Below are 21,634 nucleotides of genomic sequence, written 5' to 3'. Positions count from 1 at the left end.
ATGTTTCGCTTAGTTATACCATGTCTAGTTTTATTACTATCAGCCTGTACAACGAGTAGAGTTGCTGATGATGTAGAAATAAACCCATCAACAACAGTTGCCTTATTACCGCTAGTAAATCATGCTCAAACACCTCTCGCTGGTGAGCGTGCTGAAGACATTTTAACAAGTATTTGGCAACAAAATAAATTACCAACGCTTCTTCGCGCACCCAGAAATAGCAATAAGGAGCTACCACCACTTGACGATCAATATCGTTTAGATAACGCCATGCAATGGCTAAGCACTCAACAAGCGGATTATCTACTCACCGGTAGCATTGAAGAGTGGCGCTACAAAGCTGGTCTTGATGGCGAACCCGTTGTTGCTCTTACTTTATCGTTAACTGCGAACGGCCAAACCACACCGATATGGACAGGAACAATTGCAAAAAGTGGTTGGGGACGCGATAGCATTGCAGCAACGGCACAAGATGTAATTGCCGACTTAATTTCTTATATAGAGGTTAGTGAGTGAAAACACATTTCTTTCGCCCAAGAGAAGTCCCTGAGCTACAGACATGGGCTGAGGTAATTATATTTACCACATTGGCTTTAGGCCTGCCTGTTCTGTTTAATGCCGAGGATCCTTTTTGGACGCAAGGAGGGTTTTCTTGGCCTGTATTAGGGCCTTTACTGGTTGCTTTGCGTTATGGGTTCTCTAAAGGTTTTATCAGCATTTTAACTTTACTCGTAGGCCAATTACTGTTGTTGCAAAGCGATATTTTGGCACCTCAAAGCGAATTCAATATCAACGCCATGATTGGCTATACTATTGTAATTATGATCGCGGGTGAATTTAGGGATGTTTGGGAGCGTACTAATCAACAACAGACTATTCAACTAGAGTATGTGTCTGATCGGCTTGAAAAATTCACTCGTCAATATCATTTAATTAGCTCTTCACACGATCGAATAGAACAAATGTTAGCTGGGCATACATTGAGTTTAAGGGAGTCATTGCAAGCTGTAAGAGCATCTATAGGCCAACTTAAAGAAAGACGTTTAGATAGTGCAGCGCAAGTGATTATCAATTTATTTGTAGAGTATGGAGCATTAGAAAAAGCCGGGCTATATAAAGTGGAAAACAATAATATAGTGGAGCCCCCTCTTGATGTTATTGGTAAAATGACTTCGCCAATAACATCTGACCCACTAATCCTTGCTATGTTTGAAGAAAAAGAACTGGTGTCGGTTAAAAGCTCTAAAGTTTATTTAGGCAGCAGTAAATACCATATCGCAATTCCACTTATTGATGTAAACGATACCATTTATGGCGCTATTTTAGTCGAAAAAGTACAGTTTTTTGCGCTCAAAGAAAACACGCTTACTTTACTTGCCGTAATGGCCGGACACGTTGGAGACTTACTTCGACATGAGATAACCAACCCGATAATGACTAGCGAAGAATCTCCGTACTTTGTTCGCCAAGTAAAACGAGCTAACAAAGAAGCTAAACGTTACAAAATTCCTGCACATTTATTAAAAGTTAAAACATTAAATATTACCAACGAATCCCGTCGACTTATGGAGTATTTAACGGAAGCCCGTCGAGGCTTAGATATTTACTTATATGATGATGAGAAGCAAACTCTGTTAATACTTATGCCACTTACTGATGAATTAGAAAAAGACGGTTTTATAACGCGTATAAATGGGTGGAGTAAAGAACGTACAGGTAAAAATTTAGCTGAATTAGATATCGTTATTGAACAACAAATTGCTTTGCCAATTAGTAAAGATGCGATTAAACCACTGGTAACACTTCATGATTAGAATTGTCATTGCTGTAATAGTGGGATTTATATGTGAATATTTTGCTTTAATAGAAACACTTGATACACCCAATTGGCTTATCGCTATTTTATTACATGCTATAGCAAGTATGCTTTTTACTTTTGTAAGCTATATTGTCATTCCAGCTAAATACAAAAGTACATTATTTGGTGCCCTATTACTGTTATTTTCACTACTGTTTACGCTTCCTCTATTTGGTGTTTTAGGCGTTATGTTCGCACTCACGTTTGCTTTGTGTAAACCGCTTAAAAATAATGATATTGAAATACAAGAACACAAAATCCCAGGTCTCCCTTTTGAAGTTCGTAGTATTTCAGCTAATCCAACCTATTCGATGGGTGGATTAAAAGCGATCCTCAAGTATGCAAGTGAGCCAAACAAACGTCTTAGTGCAGTAATGGCTGCACGTCACATGAGTGATACGCAGGCAATTCCTATTTTAAAACTCGCCCTTAAAGACTTAGAAGATGATATTCGTCTGCTTGCTTACTCCACTCTCGATGCTAAAGAAACTAAGTTAAACGAAAAAATAGGCCTATATCAGCAAGAGATATTGTTAACGACTCAGCAACCAAAACTGAGTAACTTGCAACAACAATTAGCTGAAATATATTGGGAACTTAGTTACTTAGGATTGGCACAAGGTGCATTGCGAGAATACGTGTTAAAAAAAGCAGAAACACTTTCCTTGCAAAGTATCGAATATGTGAAAAAGCCTGCAACCTTTGTATTTTTGGGCCGGCTTTGTTTAGCTCTTGGTAAATATGAACTTGCACTTAGTCATTTAGCACAAGCCACAGACCTTGGTATGGCACGTCGTCATGTTTTGCCCTATAAAGCTGAAGTTGCTTTTTGTATGAATAAATTCGATGACTGTAAACGTTATTTAAAAGAACTACCAGAGCAACCAAAGGGTAGCGAGTTACGCCATTTACAGGAGTATTGGAATGCCTAAACCAAACGCTGATGTATTACTGCTTTTAGAAGGCACTTACCCCTATGTCCGAGGCGGCGTATCGAGCTGGGTCCATCAAATTATTGAAGGCTTACCACACTATAACTTTGAGCTGGTTTTTTTGGGCGGTGCACCTGAGCATTATGGTGAAATTCAATATACATTACCTAAAAATGTAACCAAATTACATGTTCATTATTTAGTTGAAAACAACGCCTCTGAAATAAAAGCAAAACATGGCGTAAAGTATAAAAAAGAGTTGTTCGAATTTTGGCAACAACTGCAAAACTATTTCCGTGACTCTAAAGAACCGATCCCTAGCGAGTTACTAAAGTTTGCTTTTAAAAAGCTTGCCCAAAAAGACGGCATAAACGAAGCCGACTTTTTGTATAGTGAATCCTCATGGCAAGTTCTCGCAAAATATTATTTAACCTACTGTGATGAATCATCATTTATCGATTTCTTTTGGTCGTATCGTAACTTATACAAACCGCTGTTTAAAATAGCAGAGATAGCTCGCGAATTACCTAATGTTAAACTTATACATTCAATATCAACAGGCTATGCGGGATTCCTAGGTTCTGGTGCAAGCGCAATTAGCAACACTGCGTATTTACTAACCGAACATGGTATTTATACCAAAGAGCGTAAAATAGACCTTATTCAAGCCAGCTGGATCAAAGAGTCAGAGCAGGTATTAGGTAAAAATTTAAATACCGAAATGGGCTTTATTCGCAGAATGTGGATTAGTTTCTTTGAGCAGATCGGCAGAACATCTTATCAAGAAGCCGATAAAATAATTTCTTTGTACGATGGTAATAGACAACGACAAATAAAAGATGGCGCCGCACCAGAAAAAACACGCGTAGTGCCAAATGGTATTAAAACATCGCGTTTTATTGAAGCACTTGCACAGCGTCCAAAAACGATTCCACTCACGGTAGGCTTAATTGGTCGTGTAGTGCCTATAAAAGATATTAAAACTTTTATCCGTGCAATCAAAGAGGTTCAGTCTAGTATACCTACAATTGAAGGCTGGATTATTGGCCCATACGAAGAAGACCCTCAATATTATAAAGAATGTCAATTACTTGTCAGCAGTTTAGATTTAGAAAATAACGTTACGTTTTTAGGTATGCAAAATATAGCTGAAATACTGCCTAAATTAGGTATCGTTGCACTAACCTCTATTTCTGAAGCACAACCTTTAGTACTACTAGAAGCGATGGCAGCTGGCGTACCAGTCCTTGCAAGTGATGTTGGTTCGTGCCGGGAGATTATTGAAGGCGCAACTGACGAAGACAAAGCACTTGGCAAAGCCGGAGAAGTGGTATCAATCGCCTCTCCTAGCGAAACAGCAAAGCAAATATCAAATATCTTAAATAACGACGAAAAGTGGCATGAGTATCAATCGAGTGGTCTTAAGCGCGTAAAAGCGTTTTATGACGAAAGCCATATGTTTGCGCAATACGACACACTTTATAAGGATGCAATGTCATGGCCGGAATAGGTTTTGAGATACGAAAAATTCTCAAAAAAAACACCCTACTTTCAGTATTTGAAGCTTATAGTTACGCTGGATTAATTGGTTCTGGCCCGTGGCTACTGTCAATTATCGCGCTTATGCTGATTGGCATTTTAAGTTTAGGTATTGTGCTACCGAAAGTGTTGATCATTCAGTTCTTAACGCTTGTAACCTATATGATGGCCGCATCGCTTATTTTAACGGGTGGTCTGCAATTGATGCTAACCCGTTTTATTGCCGATTTATTTTTTACAAAAGATAATGGATTAGTGCTACCAAACCTACTTGGCGCACAACTAATTACTACAATTGGCGCCCTATTGGTCGGTCTTGCTGTTTGGCCATTTTTACCTTTACCCATTATGACTAAAGTGATTATTTTAGGTGCCTTTATTAGCTTATGTAATCAGTGGCTTGGCGCAATATTTTTATCAGGTATGAAAGAATACAGGCTTATTTTAGTCACGATGCTGAGCGGCTATGCTTTCATGGTATTACTGGCTTACTTGCTTAGGGACTGGCAGTTAGACGGGTTGTTTTTTGCCTTTTTTGCTGGTGAAGCCTTATTATTTTTCAGTTTTCTATTTATGATTATTCGCCGCTACCCAGGTGAAAAACTTATAAGCTTTGACTTTTTGAACAATAAAAAAGTGTATTACAGCCTATTTTTATGCGGCCTGTTTTATAACATCGCTGTATGGGCCGATAAAATCATTTTTTGGTATTCACCAAGTACATCAATCCAAATTATTGGAACCCTCAGAGCCAGCCCTATTTATGATTTACCTATATTTTTAGCCTACCTATCTATTATCCCAGGTATGGCCGTATTTTTAGTAAGGATGGAAACTGACTTTGTTGAAGAATATGACCGTTTTTACTCTGCAATTCGCGACGGCTCAACGTTACAAGAAATTTATCATTTGAAAGATAATATGATCCGCACTGCGCGCAGTGGTCTTTACGACATATTTAAAATTCAAGGAATTACTGTCGCTTGCTTATTATTATGGGGAGAACAAATACTAACTTTTATTGGTATTGATCCAAACTATAAAACCCTCTTATTTATTGATGTAGTTGGTGTAGGCGTACAAGTTATATTTTTATCTATTTTAAACATTTTATTTTATTTAGATAAACGTTCAACCGTGCTGTTTTTGGCTGGATTATTTTTAGTTATAAATGTAGTTTTAACCTTACTTTCAATTGCTTTAGGGCCACAGTTTTATGGTTATGGCTTTGCGTTAGCGACCATAATTAGCTCCGTTATTGGTTTATTTTGGTTGTCTAAACAATTTGAAGATTTAGAATACGAAACGTTCATGCTGCAATAGACTATTTAAAACGTAATTGAAAACACATTATTTTTCAAAAGGCATACGTGTAGAGATCTTTTTATGTTTAACGGAGAATTATATGGAAATAGACTATTTAAATTATTCACTCCAAGAGCTACGTGAAGCTTGGATGACAATTGATGATTACACATACCCAGAGCGCGCAATCAAGGTTTATCAACTTTTGAAAAGTGCTGAGGCTAAAGCGTCAGAAGATAGTTATTCCAATGCGTCTTCAACGTGGGTCGTGTCAGTATTACGTAATTTCAGTAGGCCTAGGCTATATGACCCAAGCTTTAGCGATATATTACTAGAAGAAAGTAGTGCAACGATGAAAGAGCAACGTGTTATAAAGCTCATCGCTGAAAGAAAAAGTATTGACCACTAGCAGGCGCTCAATACTTTTAAATAAAGTGAAACTCAACATTACTCATTAGTCTGTACTTGCATAACCCCTTTGCTATCAACAATAGTTAAACTAATGCAATTATTTACTCACCCAACGCGCTTTAAAACCACGCGTATCAACGTGTATAAATGCGCCTCTGTGCGACTTAGGCCCATAAATACCTAAACCACCTAGTAAACCTTTAAATGATTCACGTCTAGCTAACGACTCCACTATATCGGCCATCGCTTTAGCATCCCCTATTGAATGCTTACCGTCGTTATTTATATCATCCATACGGTAGTTGCCATCGTTATCTATAAAAATATCGGCTGCATCACCAAATACATGTCGACTAAGTTTTACATTGCCGATTGATTTGTTGTAGTACGGAGTTCTATAACCGCTCATAACCACCATATTACTAACCGGTATCCCTTCTAAAATCAGTTCTTTGCGTATTTTTTCTAGTTTAAGTAACAACTTATTTTGTAAAAATAAATACTTTGGGTGCTTACTTCGCTGCTTACTAACAAATTCTTTTAGTGAAAAGTGAGGTGATATTTTTACGTTTTCATTTTCAGGCGTTACCTTAACAAAGCCATCGGGCACTATGTAGTGTGAAACGTCTTTAATCTGTGAAGGTTTAGGATAGTGCCCAATGTGGTAATACTTGAGCTTTCCTCCTTCAACATTGTCTGCCGGTACTTTTACAAATACGTTGATTTTCATACGCTGTTTTTTATCGGGCGACTCAATAATTACCGTTGTTAAACCAGGCTCTTTGGGTGCTTGCCATTGCCAACGGTTGGTGTCTGTAAGCTTAGATTTCCCTTGGGTATTAATTAGCGTGTAGGCATTTTTTGATTGCGCAAAAAGCACTTCAAACTCAACTTGCTCTTGGGGCATTACAAATACTGAAAACACCGAATATGGCATAACTATATCGTTAATTTTTAGGCTAAATTTTGCATCTTCAAAGTTGACTTTGTTTTTTATATCAACTACCTGATGCGCAGGCTTTGTAGGCGCGGCAGCAAATACACTATTACTAAATATAATTGTGAATATGGCGATAGAAATATAATGAATAAATTGCATAAACCCTCTCATTATTTATTTTTTAACAAAGCAGCAATTACCGACTGCTTACTATTGTTTAAAAGTGCTTTTTTATCACGTTGATATATGTCATCTCTAAAGTTAACCAGTTTGTTTTCATCAACCCATGCAGTCCAATAGACTAAATGAATAGGAAGAGGCTCATCTAAATGAAACGTTTGAGTATTATTTTGGTCACGAGCGCTATCGATATGACTGAGTGTTTGCGCTTCTCCTTCGTGCTTAATAATCTCACGCGCTAACGAAAAAGGCTTTTCTATTCTTATACAGCCATGCGATAAGGCTCGGTTTGCTTGGCTAAAACGGTGCTTTGCTGGTGTATCGTGAACATAAATTGCTTCGGGATTGGGGAATAAATACTTAACCTCCCCTAGAGGGTTTTGGCTCCCTGCTCGTTTTACTAAAAAGTGATCAAATTGGTACGGCTTAATAGAATCCCAATCAATGTTGCTTGGATTAACAGTTTGTGAGTCTAGGTAGCTGTTTTTTCTAATTTCAATATTATTTTTTACAAGGTAGTCAGGATCCTCGGCTACCTTTGGAGCAATTTCTTTAGTGGCAATTGAGGTGGGTATACGCCATTCAGGATTAACTACAAACTTTTCTATTTCGTCGCTAAATGCAGGTGTTTCCCAACTTGGTTTACCTACAATTACGTTGTTTTTTAATTTTACATCGCCCGCTTTTACAAATCGTAAGCTGTATTCTGGAATATTTACATACACATATTGCTCATCACTTGCGCCTGCAAAGTTAGTTATTCTATAAAAGTTAAGTTTTAATTTATCGAGTTTTTGCTGTGCAGGCACATTAAGCGATGCAAAAGTACGCTTACCCACTCGGCCATCAACTTTTAAACCATGGCGACTTTGAAATTGCTTAACAGCTTGCTCTAAATCTTTATCAAACGTGCATATAGCTTCGTTGCACACATTAGTTTTTAAGTCACGCTCTTGATATAAACGCTGTGCAAGTAAGCTCACCTGATTATTATTACTGCCTAGTTCAAGCAATTCGTCGTTATATAAGTGTGTAAAACCACCTTTGTTAACTATTTCTTGATACCAATTAATTGCTTTTTCTGTACGTTCAATTAACTGCGCTGAATATTGGTCAAAGTAGTAGGTGTCATCAGCTTGCATGTACTTTTGTGAGTTGTAAGTAGTTAGTGAAGAGTTAGCGAGTACCACACTTTCAAGCTCATTAGCAGCGAGTGTTGGTGCTGAGCATAAGCCGCCCATGCCAATAAACAATGCTGTTTTTAAAGTAATACCCTTTGCTTTAGTAAGCGCTTGATTTGAAAATGACCCCTTCACTGTGTACCTCCTCGCTAAATATCGTTGATAAATGCTTATGTACTTATCACTAAGTAGTGCTTTGGAGGTGCAACGGTAATGCCAAATCAAAATATCAGGTTAAGAACCTGAAATTTAACAACTTTTCAAAATTTCGTATTTTAAACGTTAATAAATTAGATGAGTAAATATGTAATTAATATGCCCAAGTGTGTAAAGTTGCTATGGCAATTAATCGTTTAAGAAAGCTAAAAAACCACGTTCATAACGACTCAAGTACTTCGTTTTTCGTGGTAATGAAAGCGACTCTCTCCACGCAGTTTGAGTATCTTCATCTTCTTTGCACAGCGTAATTAAATCGGGATGCACATAAGATTTGCGTGCTATAGCTGGAGTATTACCAAGTTGCTCGGAGACACTATCAAGCATGCTTTTTAAAGTAAGCGCCCCTTTAGCTTTAGCTAATTGTTTGAATGCAATAACGCTTGCTCGCCAAGTTCTAAAGTGTTTTGCACTAAACTCCTCACCCATTATTTGTTGAATGTACTGATTTATTTCACTTGATGTAACATTTGTGCGCTCACCTTCGTTTATATACTGGAATAAATGCTGGCCGGGCAAATCTTGTAAGTCTTTTATGACATGGCTAAGCACCCTATCGGTTATGTTTACTTCACGCTCCTTGCCTGATTTAGCACGGTACTTTAGCTGGATATTTTTACCCGTGAGTTTTGCATGGCGTGTGCGTAGTGTTGTGGCGCCAAAACTTTTATTTTGCTTTACGTTACGTTCGTTACCTACCCGCAGCGCACCTAAATCCATAAGCCTTACCACTGCCGCTAAAGCACGTTCAATATTAAGCTCATCGCCTTGTAAGTCTGTTTCTAAACGCGCTCTTAACAAAGGGAGTTTATTACCAAATACTCCACATGCTTGGTATTTTTTTGCTTCTTGCTGTGCCCTAAATTCAGGATGGTAGCGGTATTGCTTTCGCCCCTTACTATCAAATCCTGTCGCTAAAATATGCCCGTTTTCTTCTGGGCAAAACCAGGCGTTTTTATAGGCAGGCGGAAATGCCAATCCATTCAAACGATCAATCACATTTTGCTCTTTTATTTGCTTACCGATTGGATCAAAGTAAAGCCAACCTTTATGTTTAAGTTTACGAGTGATCCCTGGTAAATTATCGTCTACATAAATTAGCTTCATTAACCCTCCAGTTATATTTAAGCATGCGTCGAAATATAAAATGTATCACTTTAAAATAACCTTAAACTGAACAAGATTATTGATATATAATAAAAAACCAACAACAATTATAAATACTTAATATATATTAATAATTCTATTTAGGTTTTCGTAAAGTAGGTCTAACTTACGCGCCAGCAACAAGTCTATTACGATTAAACTTGATGCACTCAGCGCTAAAAGTAACTACTTTAGATAGATTTATTATCCTAAGTTCAGATTAATTACACTTTGTCCCCTGCAATTGGGGTGCTGTTTAAATGGAGAATTCAATGGCTTTTGATTATGGATCGATTGATCTTGGACTAAAAAACCCCTTCAAACTGGAAGGTAAAGTAACAGCATTAAGAGGACTCATTGAGTCTATAGCTGGTATTAGTTTACTTGTTATTGCTGCGGGCTCTGTGAAAGAAGATACAACCGCAGGTTGGATTTTAATGGTGTTTGGCATGCTTATTTTAGCATTCGGCATTCGCTCACTATCGGCAGGTATTTATGCAACTCTTAAATACTTTGTAGGTAGAAACCACCCAACATCTTTAGCTTATAACTTTAGTAAATCGCAAACATCGACCGCCCAAGAAGAAAAAAAGGAAGTGGCCTATACAGCTAATTCTCTTGAAGAAATGCTGGTTGGTCGTAAAAACAGTACATTTAAAGAGCCTAATGGTTTTTTATCACGATTACTTCACAGCTTAATCCCTAAGTTATTGTTTCTACCATATCCTATTCGTAATGTTGCCCAGCGATTATTTGGCTCATGGGTAAGCACCTTTGTCGCCCTTATTGCTTATGGCCTTGTTGCATTTGTGTCTTTGTCGGGCTTTACCGGTGAAGCTGGGGAATTAGCATTTCCGGTTTATAGTGCAATATTAATGTTTTACGTGCTTTTTTCGTGGCGTTCTACAGGTAAACCTATCTCTCGAAATGCAGAAAAGAATATTGAATCACTTGGAACTGGTGCGCTTGCAAAAATTATTTCGTTATCTTTTATTTTACCCATCGCTATTGGTCTTTCTATGTCATGGTTGATGAAAGAGCAACGTATTAGTAAAGCGCAAATAGATAGCTGGCTTGAGCAACTGCCTAGTCTTCATGCTGGAATGTACTTAATTGCAATTATTATATTAGCGACTCTAAGCTGTGCGCTTGCTTTTATCATGATCAAAGCGCGTTTAAATTCAGTTACCCCTTCAGCTGAAGTATCTGAACTACGTGAAAACTGGCAAGAGTCTGTTCATCCAGACGAGATTTTCATAAACCTCGATAACCTAGTAATGGCTAATCGTCGCTATAAAGAAGTACCTAACAGAGTTTACAGAGAATTAGACCCTAAGCTTCAAGAACAAATAGAAGGTAAAGGCGGTTTTAAAGGTGAAATGATCCAAGAGATTCAGCCTAAACTGCACTCAAAGGACTTAGGTAAAAACTTTACACTCGCGAGATTACTTGCTTTGGTGAGCGGTAACTTACTTTATATTGTAGCGTTAGTATTTACTGTGTTTTTAGCGTATTCGTTTATTAATATTTACCATTACATTGATGCGGCAAATATTAATAGCTTTAAACAAGCATTTAATAACCAACATGTTATTCAATTTAGTGAACTATTAATGACAAGCTTTCACTTATTGCTAATAGGTATACTTATTAAAGCATTTGCACAATTGCTAACAAATACGGCTCATCTGTTTTTTGCTGAAATGCAATTTGAATCACTGCTTGTGTACTTTAAATGCGAAGGTACTTTTACTGAGTCTAAAATATCAACAGGTACTGGTATTCACGATAGCACCCGCTCAGAAAATACTTTAGTACGCAGTAGCATAACGCCTTGGATTATTGTTTCTCGTGTTATTTCTACTACGTTTGCTGCAACAGGTATGAAAAACCTTGAACATCCTCGCCACATTATGGAAATGCATAAAGACGAAGGACAATTACAAGCAATCAAAAAAGACGTTATTGCATTCTTAAAAGACCGCGAATCTATCGCCTCAATCACCAGCGAGCGCGATTTAGGTAATGCGTCACAAATACATCAACTAAACCAACAAACGCGCGCTATACCTACTCAGCAAGCGATAGCGAAAGATGATGAAGAAGCTGCCGGGTATTTAAGACAAGAAGAAAACTTATCTCCCGAGCCCAAAAGTTAATTAACCTGAAACCTAGATAATTTTTATTAATGCCACCTTGGTAACTTAGGTGGCATTTTTTTACCCTCTATTCAATACTTTTTAACTTTATTACCTCTTTTGCACTCAACAACATGATTAATATTGGATTAGTTCACAAAGCCCTTGCTTTATGTGCCAAAACACAAATAATGAAAGGATTAATTACAGGGTAAGAATGAGGACAATGAGCTATATACTAACCACCCAATGTGCTGATGATGTAGGCTTAATAGCTAAAATTACAGGGCTTTGCCATAAAAATAATTTAAACATTACGCGTAACAACGAATTTGTAGATAAAGACGCGCAGCGATTTTTTATGCGTACAGAGCTTACAGGCGAGCCACAAAGCGACTTTTTAGATCAACTACGCGCATTGTTGCCAGATGGGGCTAAACTTGCGCTACATTGCGGCGCAAAAACTAAAGTAGTTTTATTGGCAACTAAAGAAGCTCATTGTTTAGGTGGTATGCTGTTAAAGCAATTTGAACAAACTCTTAATATTGAAGTACTCGCTGTAATTGCTAACTATGCTGATTTAGAGCCGCTAGCTAAAGGGTTTGGTGTGCCATTTCATGTTGTATCGCACGAAGGGTTAACCCGTAGCGAACATGACGAAAAAGTAGGCGATCTAATTGCCAGCTACAACCCTAACATTATTGGCCTTGCCAAATACATGCGTATTTTAAGTCCTGAATTTGTGGGTCGATTTGAAGGTAAAATAATTAATATTCATCACTCATTTTTGCCTGCATTTATAGGGGCTAAACCTTATCATCAAGCATTTGAGCGCGGCGTAAAAATTATTGGTGCTACCGCTCACTTTGTTAATAATGAGCTTGATGAAGGTCCTATTATTTTGCAAGATGTAACCAGCGTTACACATGCGAATACCGCTGAAATGATGGCTAAAATGGGCAAAGATGTTGAAAAGACTGTGTTTTGTAAAGCACTTCAACTTGCCTCAGAGCATAAGCTATTTATTAATGGTAATAAAACCGTGGTGTTTTCTTAGCGTTATTCCAACCGCTTAATTATTCTACATATAAAAAATGCCAGCATTGTTGCTGGCATTTTTTTGCTCATAAATAAGCTAATAACTTTTTAAATCTAAATTATGCCTGCTCTATTGGTTCGAGCTTTAATTTAGCGGCAATTAAAACGGCTTGGGTACGATTGTACACACCGAGTTTTCTAAATATGGCTGTAATGTGTGCTTTTACTGTCGCTTCTGAGATGTGTAGTTCATAAGCAATTTGCTTATTAAGTAAACCTTCGTGCAGATATTGCAGCACTCGGTATTGTTGAGGCGTTAATGAGGCAACTTGCGCTGCTATTTCTCTATCTTCACCTTCAATTTCAGCTACTTTGTTTTTTAACTCTTTTGGTAGCCATGTATCGCCTTCAAGTATTTGGTTAATTGCACTGGCAATATCATCAGACGATGACGATTTAGGAATAAAACCCATAGCGCCGTAACCCATTACTTTTGAAACGATATTCACGTCTTCACTACCCGAAACAACGGCTATAGGTAAGCTTGGGTATTCTTCTCGAATACGAATAAGGCCATATAAATCACCATTACCTGGCATGTGAAGGTCTAGCAGTAATATATCAAGATCCTCTTGCTCGCTTAACACTTGCAATGTGCTGTCAAAATCGGATGATTCAAAAACGGCTAAACCTACAAATTTTGCGCTCAGTGCGCCTTTTAGTGCTTCACGAAATAACGGATGGTCGTCCGCTATTAAAAACTGACTCATGGTTCACTCCTAATAAATTCGGCTGCCAGTTAGGTTTAAAACCCTTACTGACAGCCGATATACTACGTTTAGAATCAACTTGTAATCAAGTTTTTAACGCACATTTAACGATTTAATCTGTTCTCGATTAGTTCATCGACAACTGAAGGATCCGCAAGCGTTGACGTATCACCGAGTTGTTGGTGCTCATTTGCAGCGATTTTACGTAAAATACGACGCATAATCTTGCCTGAGCGTGTTTTTGGCAAACCCGGTGACCATTGAATCATATCTGGAGATGCTATTGGGCTTAGCTCTTTACGAACCCAGTTACGTACCTCTTTGGTTAACTCATCGCTTACCGTTACACCTTCGTTAGGCGTAATATATACATAAATACCTTGGCCTTTAATATCATGCGGGTAACCCACTACAGCTGCTTCAGCTACAGCTTCATGCGATACAAGTGCACTTTCAATTTCGGCAGTCCCTAAGCGATGACCCGATACGTTTAACACATCGTCCACACGACCTGTGATCCAGTAATAACCATCCTCATCACGACGACAACCATCGCCTGTAAAGTACACTCCTGGGTAGGCGCTAAAATAAGTTTGTTCAAAACGTTCATGGTCGCCATAAACAGTTCGCGCTTGCGATGGCCAGCTATCTAAAATAACTAAATTACCATCTACAGCACCTTCGAGTGTACTACCTTCGGCATCAAATAATGCAGGCGCAATACCAAAAAATGGATGTGTTGCAGAACCTGGTTTTGTATCAGTAGCGCCTGGAAGTGGTGTGATCATTATGCCACCGGTTTCTGTTTGCCACCATGTATCAACAATCGGGCAATTAGATTTACCAATACTCTCGTAATACCATGTCCACGCTTCTGGATTAATTGGCTCACCTACTGAACCTAAAATACGTAAACTATCGCGATTTGACGAAGCTGTTGGCTCATCACCTTTGGCCATTAGCGCTCTAATTGCTGTAGGAGCGGTATATAAAATAGTCACACCGTGTTTATCAACTACTTCGCCCATACGCCCAGCTGTTGGATAGGTAGGTACACCTTCAAATACAACTTGAGTACAACCGTTTACTAATGGCCCGTACGCTATGTAACTGTGGCCTGTGATCCAACCTACATCGGCACTACACCAATACACATCGTCTTCTTTTAAATCAAATACGTATTCATGTGTCATTGATGAGTAAACTAAGTAACCACCGGTGGTATGCACAACACCTTTAGGCTGACCAGTAGAACCTGATGTATACAATATAAACAAAGGATCTTCAGCATTCATTGGTTCTGGCTCACACTGTGCTGGTAAGTCAGCAACTAGCTCGTGCCACCATATATCGTGCTTATTCCAATCAACTTCACCACCGGTTAATTGGTGCACAATAACGTGTTCAATTGTGGTTACAGAGTCTTGCGCTACCGCTTCATCAACGTTTGCTTTTAATGGTACGCAATTACCTGCACGTCGACCTTCATCAGAAGTAATAACGACTTTAGCGCCCGAATCCCTAATACGGTCGGCAATCGCTGATGGTGAAAAGCCACCAAATACAACAGAGTGAATAGCACCAATTCGTGCACAAGCTTGCATTGCGTAAATGGCCTGAGGCGTCATTGGCATATAAATAGCTACACGGTCACCTTTTTGAACACCTAACTTTTTTAAGCCATTGGCAAATTTAGCCACTTCATCATGAAGTTTTTGATAAGTAATGTGCTCACTTTGAGAAGGATCATCACCTTCCCAAATAAGCGCAATTTTGTCTGCTTTCGTTTTTAAGTGGCGGTCAATACAGTTATAAGAAGCGTTAAGATAGCCATCTTCATACCATTTAATGCTGATATGGCCTTTATCAAATGAGGTGTTTTTAACTTTAGTGTAAGGAGTAGACCAATCGAGGCGTTTGCCGTGCTCATCCCAAAAACTTTCTGGATCGTCAATAGATTGCTTATAAAGCGTACTATATTTATTTTTATCAATGAGTGTTGCGTCTTTAATGTGCGCAGGAACTGGATAGATACTTTGTGACATCTTAGTCTCCATTAAAATTACTTGCCTTGGGCTCTTATCAAGGATTACTCAGCAGTGCTTTATTAAGTATTAGACCTTAGTTGTACACACCTTTAAATTCTTCAGTTGTAGTTTATAATTGGCTTGGTTTAATTATTTTACATAAATAATACAAGATGTTAAATGTAAGTAAATACAAACTACTCATACCTTAAACCTTAGTCTTATAGACCAATAGGTAATTGAGTATATCTCGTACATATTTAACAGTGTTGCCGTACAATAATAAAACAATTTTGCTAAAACTTAACTAATCTATTATTTAACAAATAAAAATAGAATGTGTATTAGTAATGACAAGTCACGCAAAAAAGCACTTTTTATTCGTAAGTAATACCTTTAGCAAGTAATACAAAATAAATGAATAAAAAGTAATAAACAAGTAGCCTATAAAGGACACCAAAATGAAATTTACTCCATTAAAAACACTCGCAGCAAGTGCTGTTCTTTGCTCGCTTTCAAGCGCAACATACGCAGCAACTGTTGCAAAGGTTGGTGATACCGAATTTACTTACGGCGGATACATTAAACTTGACTCTATGTGGAGTGATTATTCAGCCGGTGCACCAGCAGGCACAAGTGTTGGTCGTGATTTTTACGTACCAAGTACACTTACAGTTGGCGATGATAATAGCTCTGATGCAGTTTTTGATATGCACGCACGTCAATCTCGTTTTAATTTTGGTACAGCCACGTTATTAGATAACGGTAAAACGGTAAAAACTAAAATTGAAATTGACTTTTTAGCGTCTGCAGCCGGTGGAAACGAGCGCGTTTCAAATTCATACGCACCACGCATTAGACATGCATTCATCACTTATGACGGTTGGTTATTTGGTCAAACTTGGTCAAACTTTCAAAACGTAGGTGCTCTTGCAGAAACACTCGACTTTGTAGGCCCAGCTGAAGGCACTGTGTTTGTTCGTCAATCTCAAATTAAATACACAACTGGCGCATGGTCTTTTTCATTAGAAAATCCAGAAAGTACAATTACGACAGCGGGCGGCACACGTGTTGCCACTGATGATGCATCACTACCTGATTTTACAGCACGTTATACGCACAAAGCTGATTGGGGTAACATCGTTGTTGCAGCACTAGCACGTCAACTTACTTATAAAGCCGGTGAAATTGACGCTGATGAAACATCATTTGGCATTAGCGCATCAGGTATGGTTAAGTTAGGTGAAGACAACCTTAAATTTATGCTTACCCAAGGGCAAGGTTTAGGCCGTTATGTAGGCTTAAACGTAGCACATGGCGCTGTTCTTGATGGTGATGATCTTGATGCTATTGATTCTACATCAGGTTTTGTAGCTTACCAGCATAAATGGAACAGTCAGTGGCGTTCAACGTTCTTATACTCTTTCTTCTCTGCTGATAACAATACCGATTTACTCGCTATCTCTGGTGATCCTACAGAATCAAGCCAAAGCTACAGCGCAAATATCTTATACTCACCCGTTAAACGCTTAACATTTGGCGCTGAACTAAAGCATGCTGAGCGAGAAACTGAAAGCGGCGTTGATGGTGATTTAGACCGTTTACAATTTTCTGTTAAATACTCTTTTTAATAGCTAAAAATCTAATTACTTCCTTGAAGCGGCCTTGGCCGCTTTTTTTATAGCTCTATTTAAATTTTGCTATTTGCTTAATAAAGATCTTAATTTTACACCTATAAATTTATTGTAAGTCGCTAAAATCCCATAAAACAGCATGATTATGAGTAATAGCGGTAAAGCAAAATTGCAAATAAATACAATTTAAATTGAGTTATACACTTCATTCAAGTCCATTGAAAAATCTTACCGTTACCTAAAATTTTATACTTATTTAATCTAAGTCTCTAATCTTGTCTAATTGTCTATTTACAGAAAAATTAATAGCGATTAAAAATAGTAATGCATCGCCAACACCATAAAAAATTCAAATAAAGCCCAGCAACCCATAGCCCACTTTATAAACAATATCGAATAATACTATTAACAGATTATTCTATCCCCATTAGTTAGATGTAAACACGCTTGTAAATGATAATAGTTTTTGTTTGAGTTTGTTAATTCTAAATAGTAGAATATGGCTATTATTTAAATAAACTCAAATAATATTAAATATTAATTAAGGGAAAACATGAAACTCAATCGCACTTTTGCACTTTCTTCTTTAGTTTTAGCCATGGGTTTTTCAGCTCAAGCGCAAGAAACATCAACTAAGAATACAGTTGAAAATAATAATGAAAAAATGGAAGAAATATTAATAGTAGGTGTACGCCAAGATCGCGTTAGCAAAGGTGCTACCGGTTTAACGATGGAGCTTAACGAAACACCACAATCGATTAGTGTAATTGGCGCAGAGCAACTTCAAAACTTTGCAGCAAATAGTATTAATGATGCATTGAAAATGGCCACGGGTATTACTGTTGAACAAGGTGAAACTAACCGCACACGCTATACTTCTCGCGGTTTTGATATTAAAAGTACTCAAGTTGATGGTGTTGGTCTACCTAATAATTGGGGTCTTGTTACTGGTGCTATGGAAAGCTATGGTTATGAAAAAATAGAAGTTATTCGTGGTGCTAATGGGCAATTAACAGGTGTAGGTAATGCTGCGGGCACTATTAACTATGTTCGAAAGCGCCCAACAAATGAAAATGAAGGTGAAGTAGGTATCTCTGTAGGTACTTATGGTTTAAAGCGCTTACAAGCTGATTATTCATTTTTGTTAACAGATTCTGGTAGCTGGGCTGCACGTGCTATTGGTGCTGTAGAAGGATCAGATTCATACCTTGATGGTTTAGAAAACGATCGCACTTACTTCTCTGCAGTAATTGATGGGCAACTTACTGGTAATTCGACACTTTCATTTGGTGCTTCACATCAAGATGCAAATACAGATGGAACAATGTGGGGAGGATTACCGCTTTCATATGCCGATGGTACACAAGCAGAGTGGGACGTAAGTGCGAGCCCAACTCAAGAATGGACTAAATGGGACACTCTTAATACCACTGCTTTTATTGAATATACTTATGTATTTGATAATAACTGGGAAATTAAAACAACTTATAATTACCAAGACTCAGAAGATCAAAGTAAATTACTTTATCTTTATGACCATTATGGAATGTTTGATAGTGAAACTAATTTAGGTTTAGTTAGCCTTCCAGGACGATATGATACAGAATTCTCTGCTGATTTATTTGATATAACAGCTAAGGGTGAGTACAGCTTGTTTGGTCAAGAACATGAGTTAATGCTTGGTGGAAGTATTTCGCAAAGTACATCTTACTCTTTTACCAACTCTTACGATGCAGTAACAACTGAAGCTTATGGCTTGGCGCCTGCTTTTCCATACGCATTAGATGCGATAGCTGAACCTATTTGGGGTGAACAAACCAAGTATGCTGATATTGATGTTACTTTGAAGCGTTTTTTTGGTTCTACTAAATTAAACCTAACAAGTGACTTATTTGTTATTGCAGGCTTTAACGCTATCGATTATGAGCGTACAGGCTTTAGCCAAGGCGTTGATATAAATAATGATGAAAGTGAGATAAGCCCTTACCTTGCAACAACGTATGCAATTAATGATGATGTTAATGTATATGTGAGCTATTCCGATATTTATCAGCCACAAGAGCAGTATGATTACGATGGTAACTTTTTAGATCCAAGCAAAGGTGTTAATTACGAAGTTGGAGTAAAAACTCAATGGTTTGATGATCAACTACTTGCAACCTTTGCAGTATTTAGTGCCAAACAAGATAATATTGCAACTTATGCAGGGCTAAACGCATCTGGATTTACTTACTATAAAGGAGCTGATCAAGATACCCAAGGCTTTGAATTAGAATTAACCGGACATATAACTGATGATCTAAATGCTGTATTTGCATATACATACTTAGATATCAATGATGACGCAGGCGATAGTTCTCACGAATGGGAGCCTGAAAATGTTGTTAATTTTTCATTGGATTATACGCTGCCTCAACTACCTGAGTTTCAGTTTGGCTTAGCCGGAAAATGGCAATCAAAAACAGCAAATATAGCCAGTAATGTTAAGCAGGATTCTTATTTACTTATGAACGCATTTGCTCGATGGGATGCGAGCGAAGACTTATCAATTCAAGCTAACATTGATAACATCACAGATGAAAAACATATTACTAGCTTAGCCAATGTTGGTTTTTATGGCTCCCCTATTAGCGGAAAAGTTAGCTTAACTTATCGCTTCTAAAGTTCTATTTTAATTAAGGCCCATTCTTTAACTATTAGGGCGTGTTTATCTTTGGTGGTTGAATTTGCAGCAGCATATTTGGTTTTTAGGCAAGGCAGAGCCTATATAGTGTGGTTATTCCCCATAAATAGGCGATAACGCAGCATAAATACCAAATATGCGCTACCCTTTGGGTTCTTTCTAGGGACGATTAACTCTTTGTTGCTCGATTTTTACTTAGTCCACTAGGTTACAAATCTCACGCCGCGATTTAACCGCCCCTAGATTGAACAAATTTCAACACGCCCTAAAGAATGCTTTTACCTGATTAAAACGTATAGCGTATGATCGCTCTGCTCTTCATTTAGTATAGTAATTACTAATGCAGTGCCTACTCATGCGCGATTTAACCGTAGATTTTTATAGGTTAAATTAAAAACGACACATTTTTATGTGTCGTTTTTATCTTATCTACTTTAAGTTTTTAACAATAAAAAGCGCCAACCATTACTGATTAGCGCTTTTTTAAAGCTCGGGTCAAATCAAGCTAAGAAACTCATTTTGATATAGCTTAAAGGTCTGCGTCATCGCCTAACTTATCTTCACCATCTTCTGGTTCAATAGTTGCTTTTAGTAAAAGCATTTCGCGTAACTTACCTTCAATCTCATCTGCAATTTCTGGATTTTCTTTCAAAAATTTAATTGAGTTAGATTTACCTTGGCCTACTTTGTTGCCACAGTAACTATACCAAGCACCTGCTTTTTCAACAATTTTGTGCTTAACACCTAAGTCAATTAACTCGCCTTGCTTAGAAATACCTTCACCGTACATGATGATAAATTCAGCTTGTTTAAATGGCGGCGCTACTTTGTTTTTAACAATTTTAACGCGGGTTTCGTTACCAACAACTTCATCACCTTCTTTCACAGAACCAATACGACGAATATCAATACGTACCGATGCGTAAAACTTAAGTGCATTACCACCCGTTGTTGTTTCTGGGTTACCAAACATAACACCAATTTTCATACGGATTTGGTTAATGAAAATACATAACGTGTTAGAGCGTTTAATATTACCAGTAAGCTTACGTAATGCTTGTGACATTAAACGTGCTTGTAGGCCCATGTGCGAGTCGCCCATGTCGCCTTCAATCTCAGCTTTTGGTGTAAGTGCAGCAACCGAATCAATAATAACAACGTCTACCGCGCTTGAACGTACTAACATGTCACAAATCTCTAGCGCTTGTTCACCTGTATCTGGTTGAGAAACTAAAAGTTCATCAATGTTAACACCTAGTTTTTGTGCGTATACTGGATCTAGAGCATGCTCAGCATCAACAAAGGCACATGTTTTGCCTTCTTTTTGAGCTTGTGCGATAACTTGTAAAGTAAGCGTTGTTTTACCAGATGACTCAGGGCCGTACACTTCAACAATACGTCCCATAGGTAAACCACCTATACCTAAGGCAATATCAATACCTAATGAGCCTGTAGATACAGATTCAATGTTTAACGCTTTGTTATCACCCAATTTCATAATTGAGCCTTTACCAAATTGACGTTCAATTTGTGATAGTGCTGCGTCTAACGCTTTTTGTTTGTTATCGTTCATTTTGTTCTCCAAATCCAGCTAATGGAACCAAGTATACTGTATGAAATCACAGTATCAAGCTAA

Annotated in this window: 16 protein-coding genes; 10 read left to right on the top strand and 6 right to left on the bottom strand. The window is 37.8% G+C overall.

Annotation, left to right across the window (positions count from 1 at the left end; all coding sequences use genetic code 11):
- The 6 genes from NRL14_RS00355 to NRL14_RS00330 all read left to right on the top strand — a co-directional run bounded on the left by NRL14_RS00355 (nt 1) and on the right by NRL14_RS00330 (nt 6,043).
- Nucleotides 1–516 (top strand): hypothetical protein, encoded by a 516-nt coding sequence (locus tag NRL14_RS00355; protein WP_008134575.1) that lies wholly within the window; start codon nt 1–3, stop codon nt 514–516.
- Nucleotides 513–1,814: a PelD GGDEF domain-containing protein gene (locus tag NRL14_RS00350; protein ID WP_306723717.1), complete on the top strand. Its 1,302-nt coding sequence runs from the start codon at nt 513–515 to the stop codon at nt 1,812–1,814. Before NRL14_RS00355 ends, NRL14_RS00350 begins: the two co-directional genes overlap by 4 nt.
- Nucleotides 1,807–2,790 (top strand): hypothetical protein, encoded by a 984-nt coding sequence (locus NRL14_RS00345; RefSeq protein ID WP_008134578.1) that lies wholly within the window; start codon nt 1,807–1,809, stop codon nt 2,788–2,790. The genes NRL14_RS00350 and NRL14_RS00345 overlap by 8 nt, the downstream gene beginning before the upstream one ends.
- Nucleotides 2,783–4,300 (top strand): GT4 family glycosyltransferase PelF, encoded by a 1,518-nt coding sequence (gene pelF / locus NRL14_RS00340; RefSeq protein WP_306723716.1) that lies wholly within the window; start codon nt 2,783–2,785, stop codon nt 4,298–4,300. Before NRL14_RS00345 ends, pelF begins: the two co-directional genes overlap by 8 nt.
- Nucleotides 4,288–5,652, top strand: coding sequence for an exopolysaccharide Pel transporter PelG (pelG, locus tag NRL14_RS00335; RefSeq protein ID WP_306723715.1), 1,365 nt, complete (start codon nt 4,288–4,290; stop codon nt 5,650–5,652). Before pelF ends, pelG begins: the two co-directional genes overlap by 13 nt.
- Nucleotides 5,653–5,734: 82 nt before the next feature.
- Complete coding sequence (locus NRL14_RS00330) at nt 5,735–6,043, top strand: hypothetical protein (protein WP_007376088.1); 309 nt, start codon at nt 5,735–5,737, stop codon at nt 6,041–6,043.
- 99 nt (nt 6,044–6,142) lie between these two features.
- Here NRL14_RS00330 and NRL14_RS00325 read toward each other — a convergent pair whose 3' ends face one another.
- From NRL14_RS00325 to NRL14_RS00315, 3 genes are all read right to left on the bottom strand, one after another.
- Nucleotides 6,143–7,144 carry a D-Ala-D-Ala carboxypeptidase family metallohydrolase gene (locus NRL14_RS00325; RefSeq protein WP_306723714.1) on the bottom strand — a complete coding sequence of 334 codons (1,002 nt, stop codon included), beginning with the start codon at nt 7,142–7,144 and terminating at the stop codon, nt 6,143–6,145.
- Between the two features lie 11 nt (nt 7,145–7,155).
- A complete protein-coding gene (locus NRL14_RS00320) occupies nt 7,156–8,481 on the bottom strand; it encodes a murein L,D-transpeptidase (protein ID WP_306723713.1) in 1,326 nt (441 codons plus the stop codon).
- A gap of 210 nt (nt 8,482–8,691) precedes the next feature.
- On the bottom strand, nt 8,692–9,669 hold the full coding sequence (locus NRL14_RS00315) for a DNA topoisomerase IB (protein WP_306723712.1): 978 nt from the start codon (nt 9,667–9,669) through the stop codon (nt 8,692–8,694).
- A 311-nt stretch (nt 9,670–9,980) separates the two neighbouring features.
- On the opposite strand from NRL14_RS00315, the gene NRL14_RS00310 reads away from it, so the two are divergent.
- Nucleotides 9,981–11,867: a hypothetical protein gene (locus tag NRL14_RS00310; RefSeq protein ID WP_306723711.1), complete on the top strand. Its 1,887-nt coding sequence runs from the start codon at nt 9,981–9,983 to the stop codon at nt 11,865–11,867.
- Nucleotides 11,868–12,072: 205 nt separating this feature from the next.
- The gene (gene purU / locus NRL14_RS00305; protein WP_306723710.1) at nt 12,073–12,903 is read left to right on the top strand and encodes a formyltetrahydrofolate deformylase; all 831 of its coding nucleotides are present in this window, start codon (nt 12,073–12,075) and stop codon (nt 12,901–12,903) included.
- Between the two features lie 100 nt (nt 12,904–13,003).
- Here the strand turns inward: purU and NRL14_RS00300 are convergent, their stop codons facing one another.
- Both NRL14_RS00300 and acs read right to left on the bottom strand, forming a co-directional pair.
- Nucleotides 13,004–13,654: a response regulator transcription factor gene (locus NRL14_RS00300; RefSeq protein WP_306723709.1), complete on the bottom strand. Its 651-nt coding sequence runs from the start codon at nt 13,652–13,654 to the stop codon at nt 13,004–13,006.
- A 104-nt stretch (nt 13,655–13,758) separates the two neighbouring features.
- A complete protein-coding gene (acs, locus tag NRL14_RS00295) occupies nt 13,759–15,699 on the bottom strand; it encodes an acetate--CoA ligase (protein ID WP_306723708.1) in 1,941 nt (646 codons plus the stop codon).
- 443 nt (nt 15,700–16,142) lie between these two features.
- On the opposite strand from acs, the gene NRL14_RS00290 reads away from it, so the two are divergent.
- A complete protein-coding gene (locus tag NRL14_RS00290; protein WP_306723707.1) occupies nt 16,143–17,312 on the top strand; it encodes a DcaP family trimeric outer membrane transporter in 1,170 nt (389 codons plus the stop codon).
- 556 nt (nt 17,313–17,868) lie between these two features.
- Nucleotides 17,869–19,977 carry a TonB-dependent siderophore receptor gene (locus NRL14_RS00285; RefSeq protein ID WP_007376079.1) on the top strand — a complete coding sequence of 703 codons (2,109 nt, stop codon included), beginning with the start codon at nt 17,869–17,871 and terminating at the stop codon, nt 19,975–19,977.
- A 550-nt stretch (nt 19,978–20,527) separates the two neighbouring features.
- Here NRL14_RS00285 and recA read toward each other — a convergent pair.
- Nucleotides 20,528–21,571 carry a recombinase RecA gene (gene recA, locus NRL14_RS00280; RefSeq protein ID WP_149606568.1) on the bottom strand — a complete coding sequence of 348 codons (1,044 nt, stop codon included), beginning with the start codon at nt 21,569–21,571 and terminating at the stop codon, nt 20,528–20,530.
- Between the last annotated feature and the right edge of the window lie 63 nt (nt 21,572–21,634).

Source organism: Pseudoalteromonas sp. 20-92, from assembly GCF_030847595.1.
GTDB classification, from domain to species: Bacteria; Pseudomonadota; Gammaproteobacteria; order Enterobacterales; family Alteromonadaceae; genus Pseudoalteromonas; species Pseudoalteromonas fuliginea.
The sequence above is the reverse complement of the archived record's forward strand: the minus strand, read 5'-3'. Positions and strand labels throughout refer to the sequence as shown.

Excerpts from the sequence above, each read along its gene's own strand:
- NRL14_RS00355 (WP_008134575.1), top strand. The coding sequence starts at position 1 with ATGTTTCGCTTAGTTATACCATGTCTAGTTTTATTACTATCAGCCTGT.
- NRL14_RS00345 (WP_008134578.1), top strand. The coding sequence starts at position 1,807 with ATGATTAGAATTGTCATTGCTGTAATAGTGGGATTTATATGTGAATAT.
- pelF (WP_306723716.1), top strand. The coding sequence starts at position 2,783 with ATGCCTAAACCAAACGCTGATGTATTACTGCTTTTAGAAGGCACTTAC.
- pelG (WP_306723715.1), top strand. The coding sequence starts at position 4,288 with ATGGCCGGAATAGGTTTTGAGATACGAAAAATTCTCAAAAAAAACACC.
- NRL14_RS00330 (WP_007376088.1), top strand. The coding sequence starts at position 5,735 with ATGGAAATAGACTATTTAAATTATTCACTCCAAGAGCTACGTGAAGCT.
- NRL14_RS00325 (WP_306723714.1), bottom strand. The coding sequence starts at position 7,144 with ATGCAATTTATTCATTATATTTCTATCGCCATATTCACAATTATATTT.
- NRL14_RS00315 (WP_306723712.1), bottom strand. The coding sequence starts at position 9,669 with ATGAAGCTAATTTATGTAGACGATAATTTACCAGGGATCACTCGTAAA.
- NRL14_RS00310 (WP_306723711.1), top strand. The coding sequence starts at position 9,981 with ATGGCTTTTGATTATGGATCGATTGATCTTGGACTAAAAAACCCCTTC.
- purU (WP_306723710.1), top strand. The coding sequence starts at position 12,073 with ATGAGCTATATACTAACCACCCAATGTGCTGATGATGTAGGCTTAATA.
- NRL14_RS00300 (WP_306723709.1), bottom strand. The coding sequence starts at position 13,654 with ATGAGTCAGTTTTTAATAGCGGACGACCATCCGTTATTTCGTGAAGCA.
- acs (WP_306723708.1), bottom strand. The coding sequence starts at position 15,699 with ATGTCACAAAGTATCTATCCAGTTCCTGCGCACATTAAAGACGCAACA.
- NRL14_RS00290 (WP_306723707.1), top strand. The coding sequence starts at position 16,143 with ATGAAATTTACTCCATTAAAAACACTCGCAGCAAGTGCTGTTCTTTGC.
- NRL14_RS00285 (WP_007376079.1), top strand. The coding sequence starts at position 17,869 with ATGAAACTCAATCGCACTTTTGCACTTTCTTCTTTAGTTTTAGCCATG.
- recA (WP_149606568.1), bottom strand. The coding sequence starts at position 21,571 with ATGAACGATAACAAACAAAAAGCGTTAGACGCAGCACTATCACAAATT.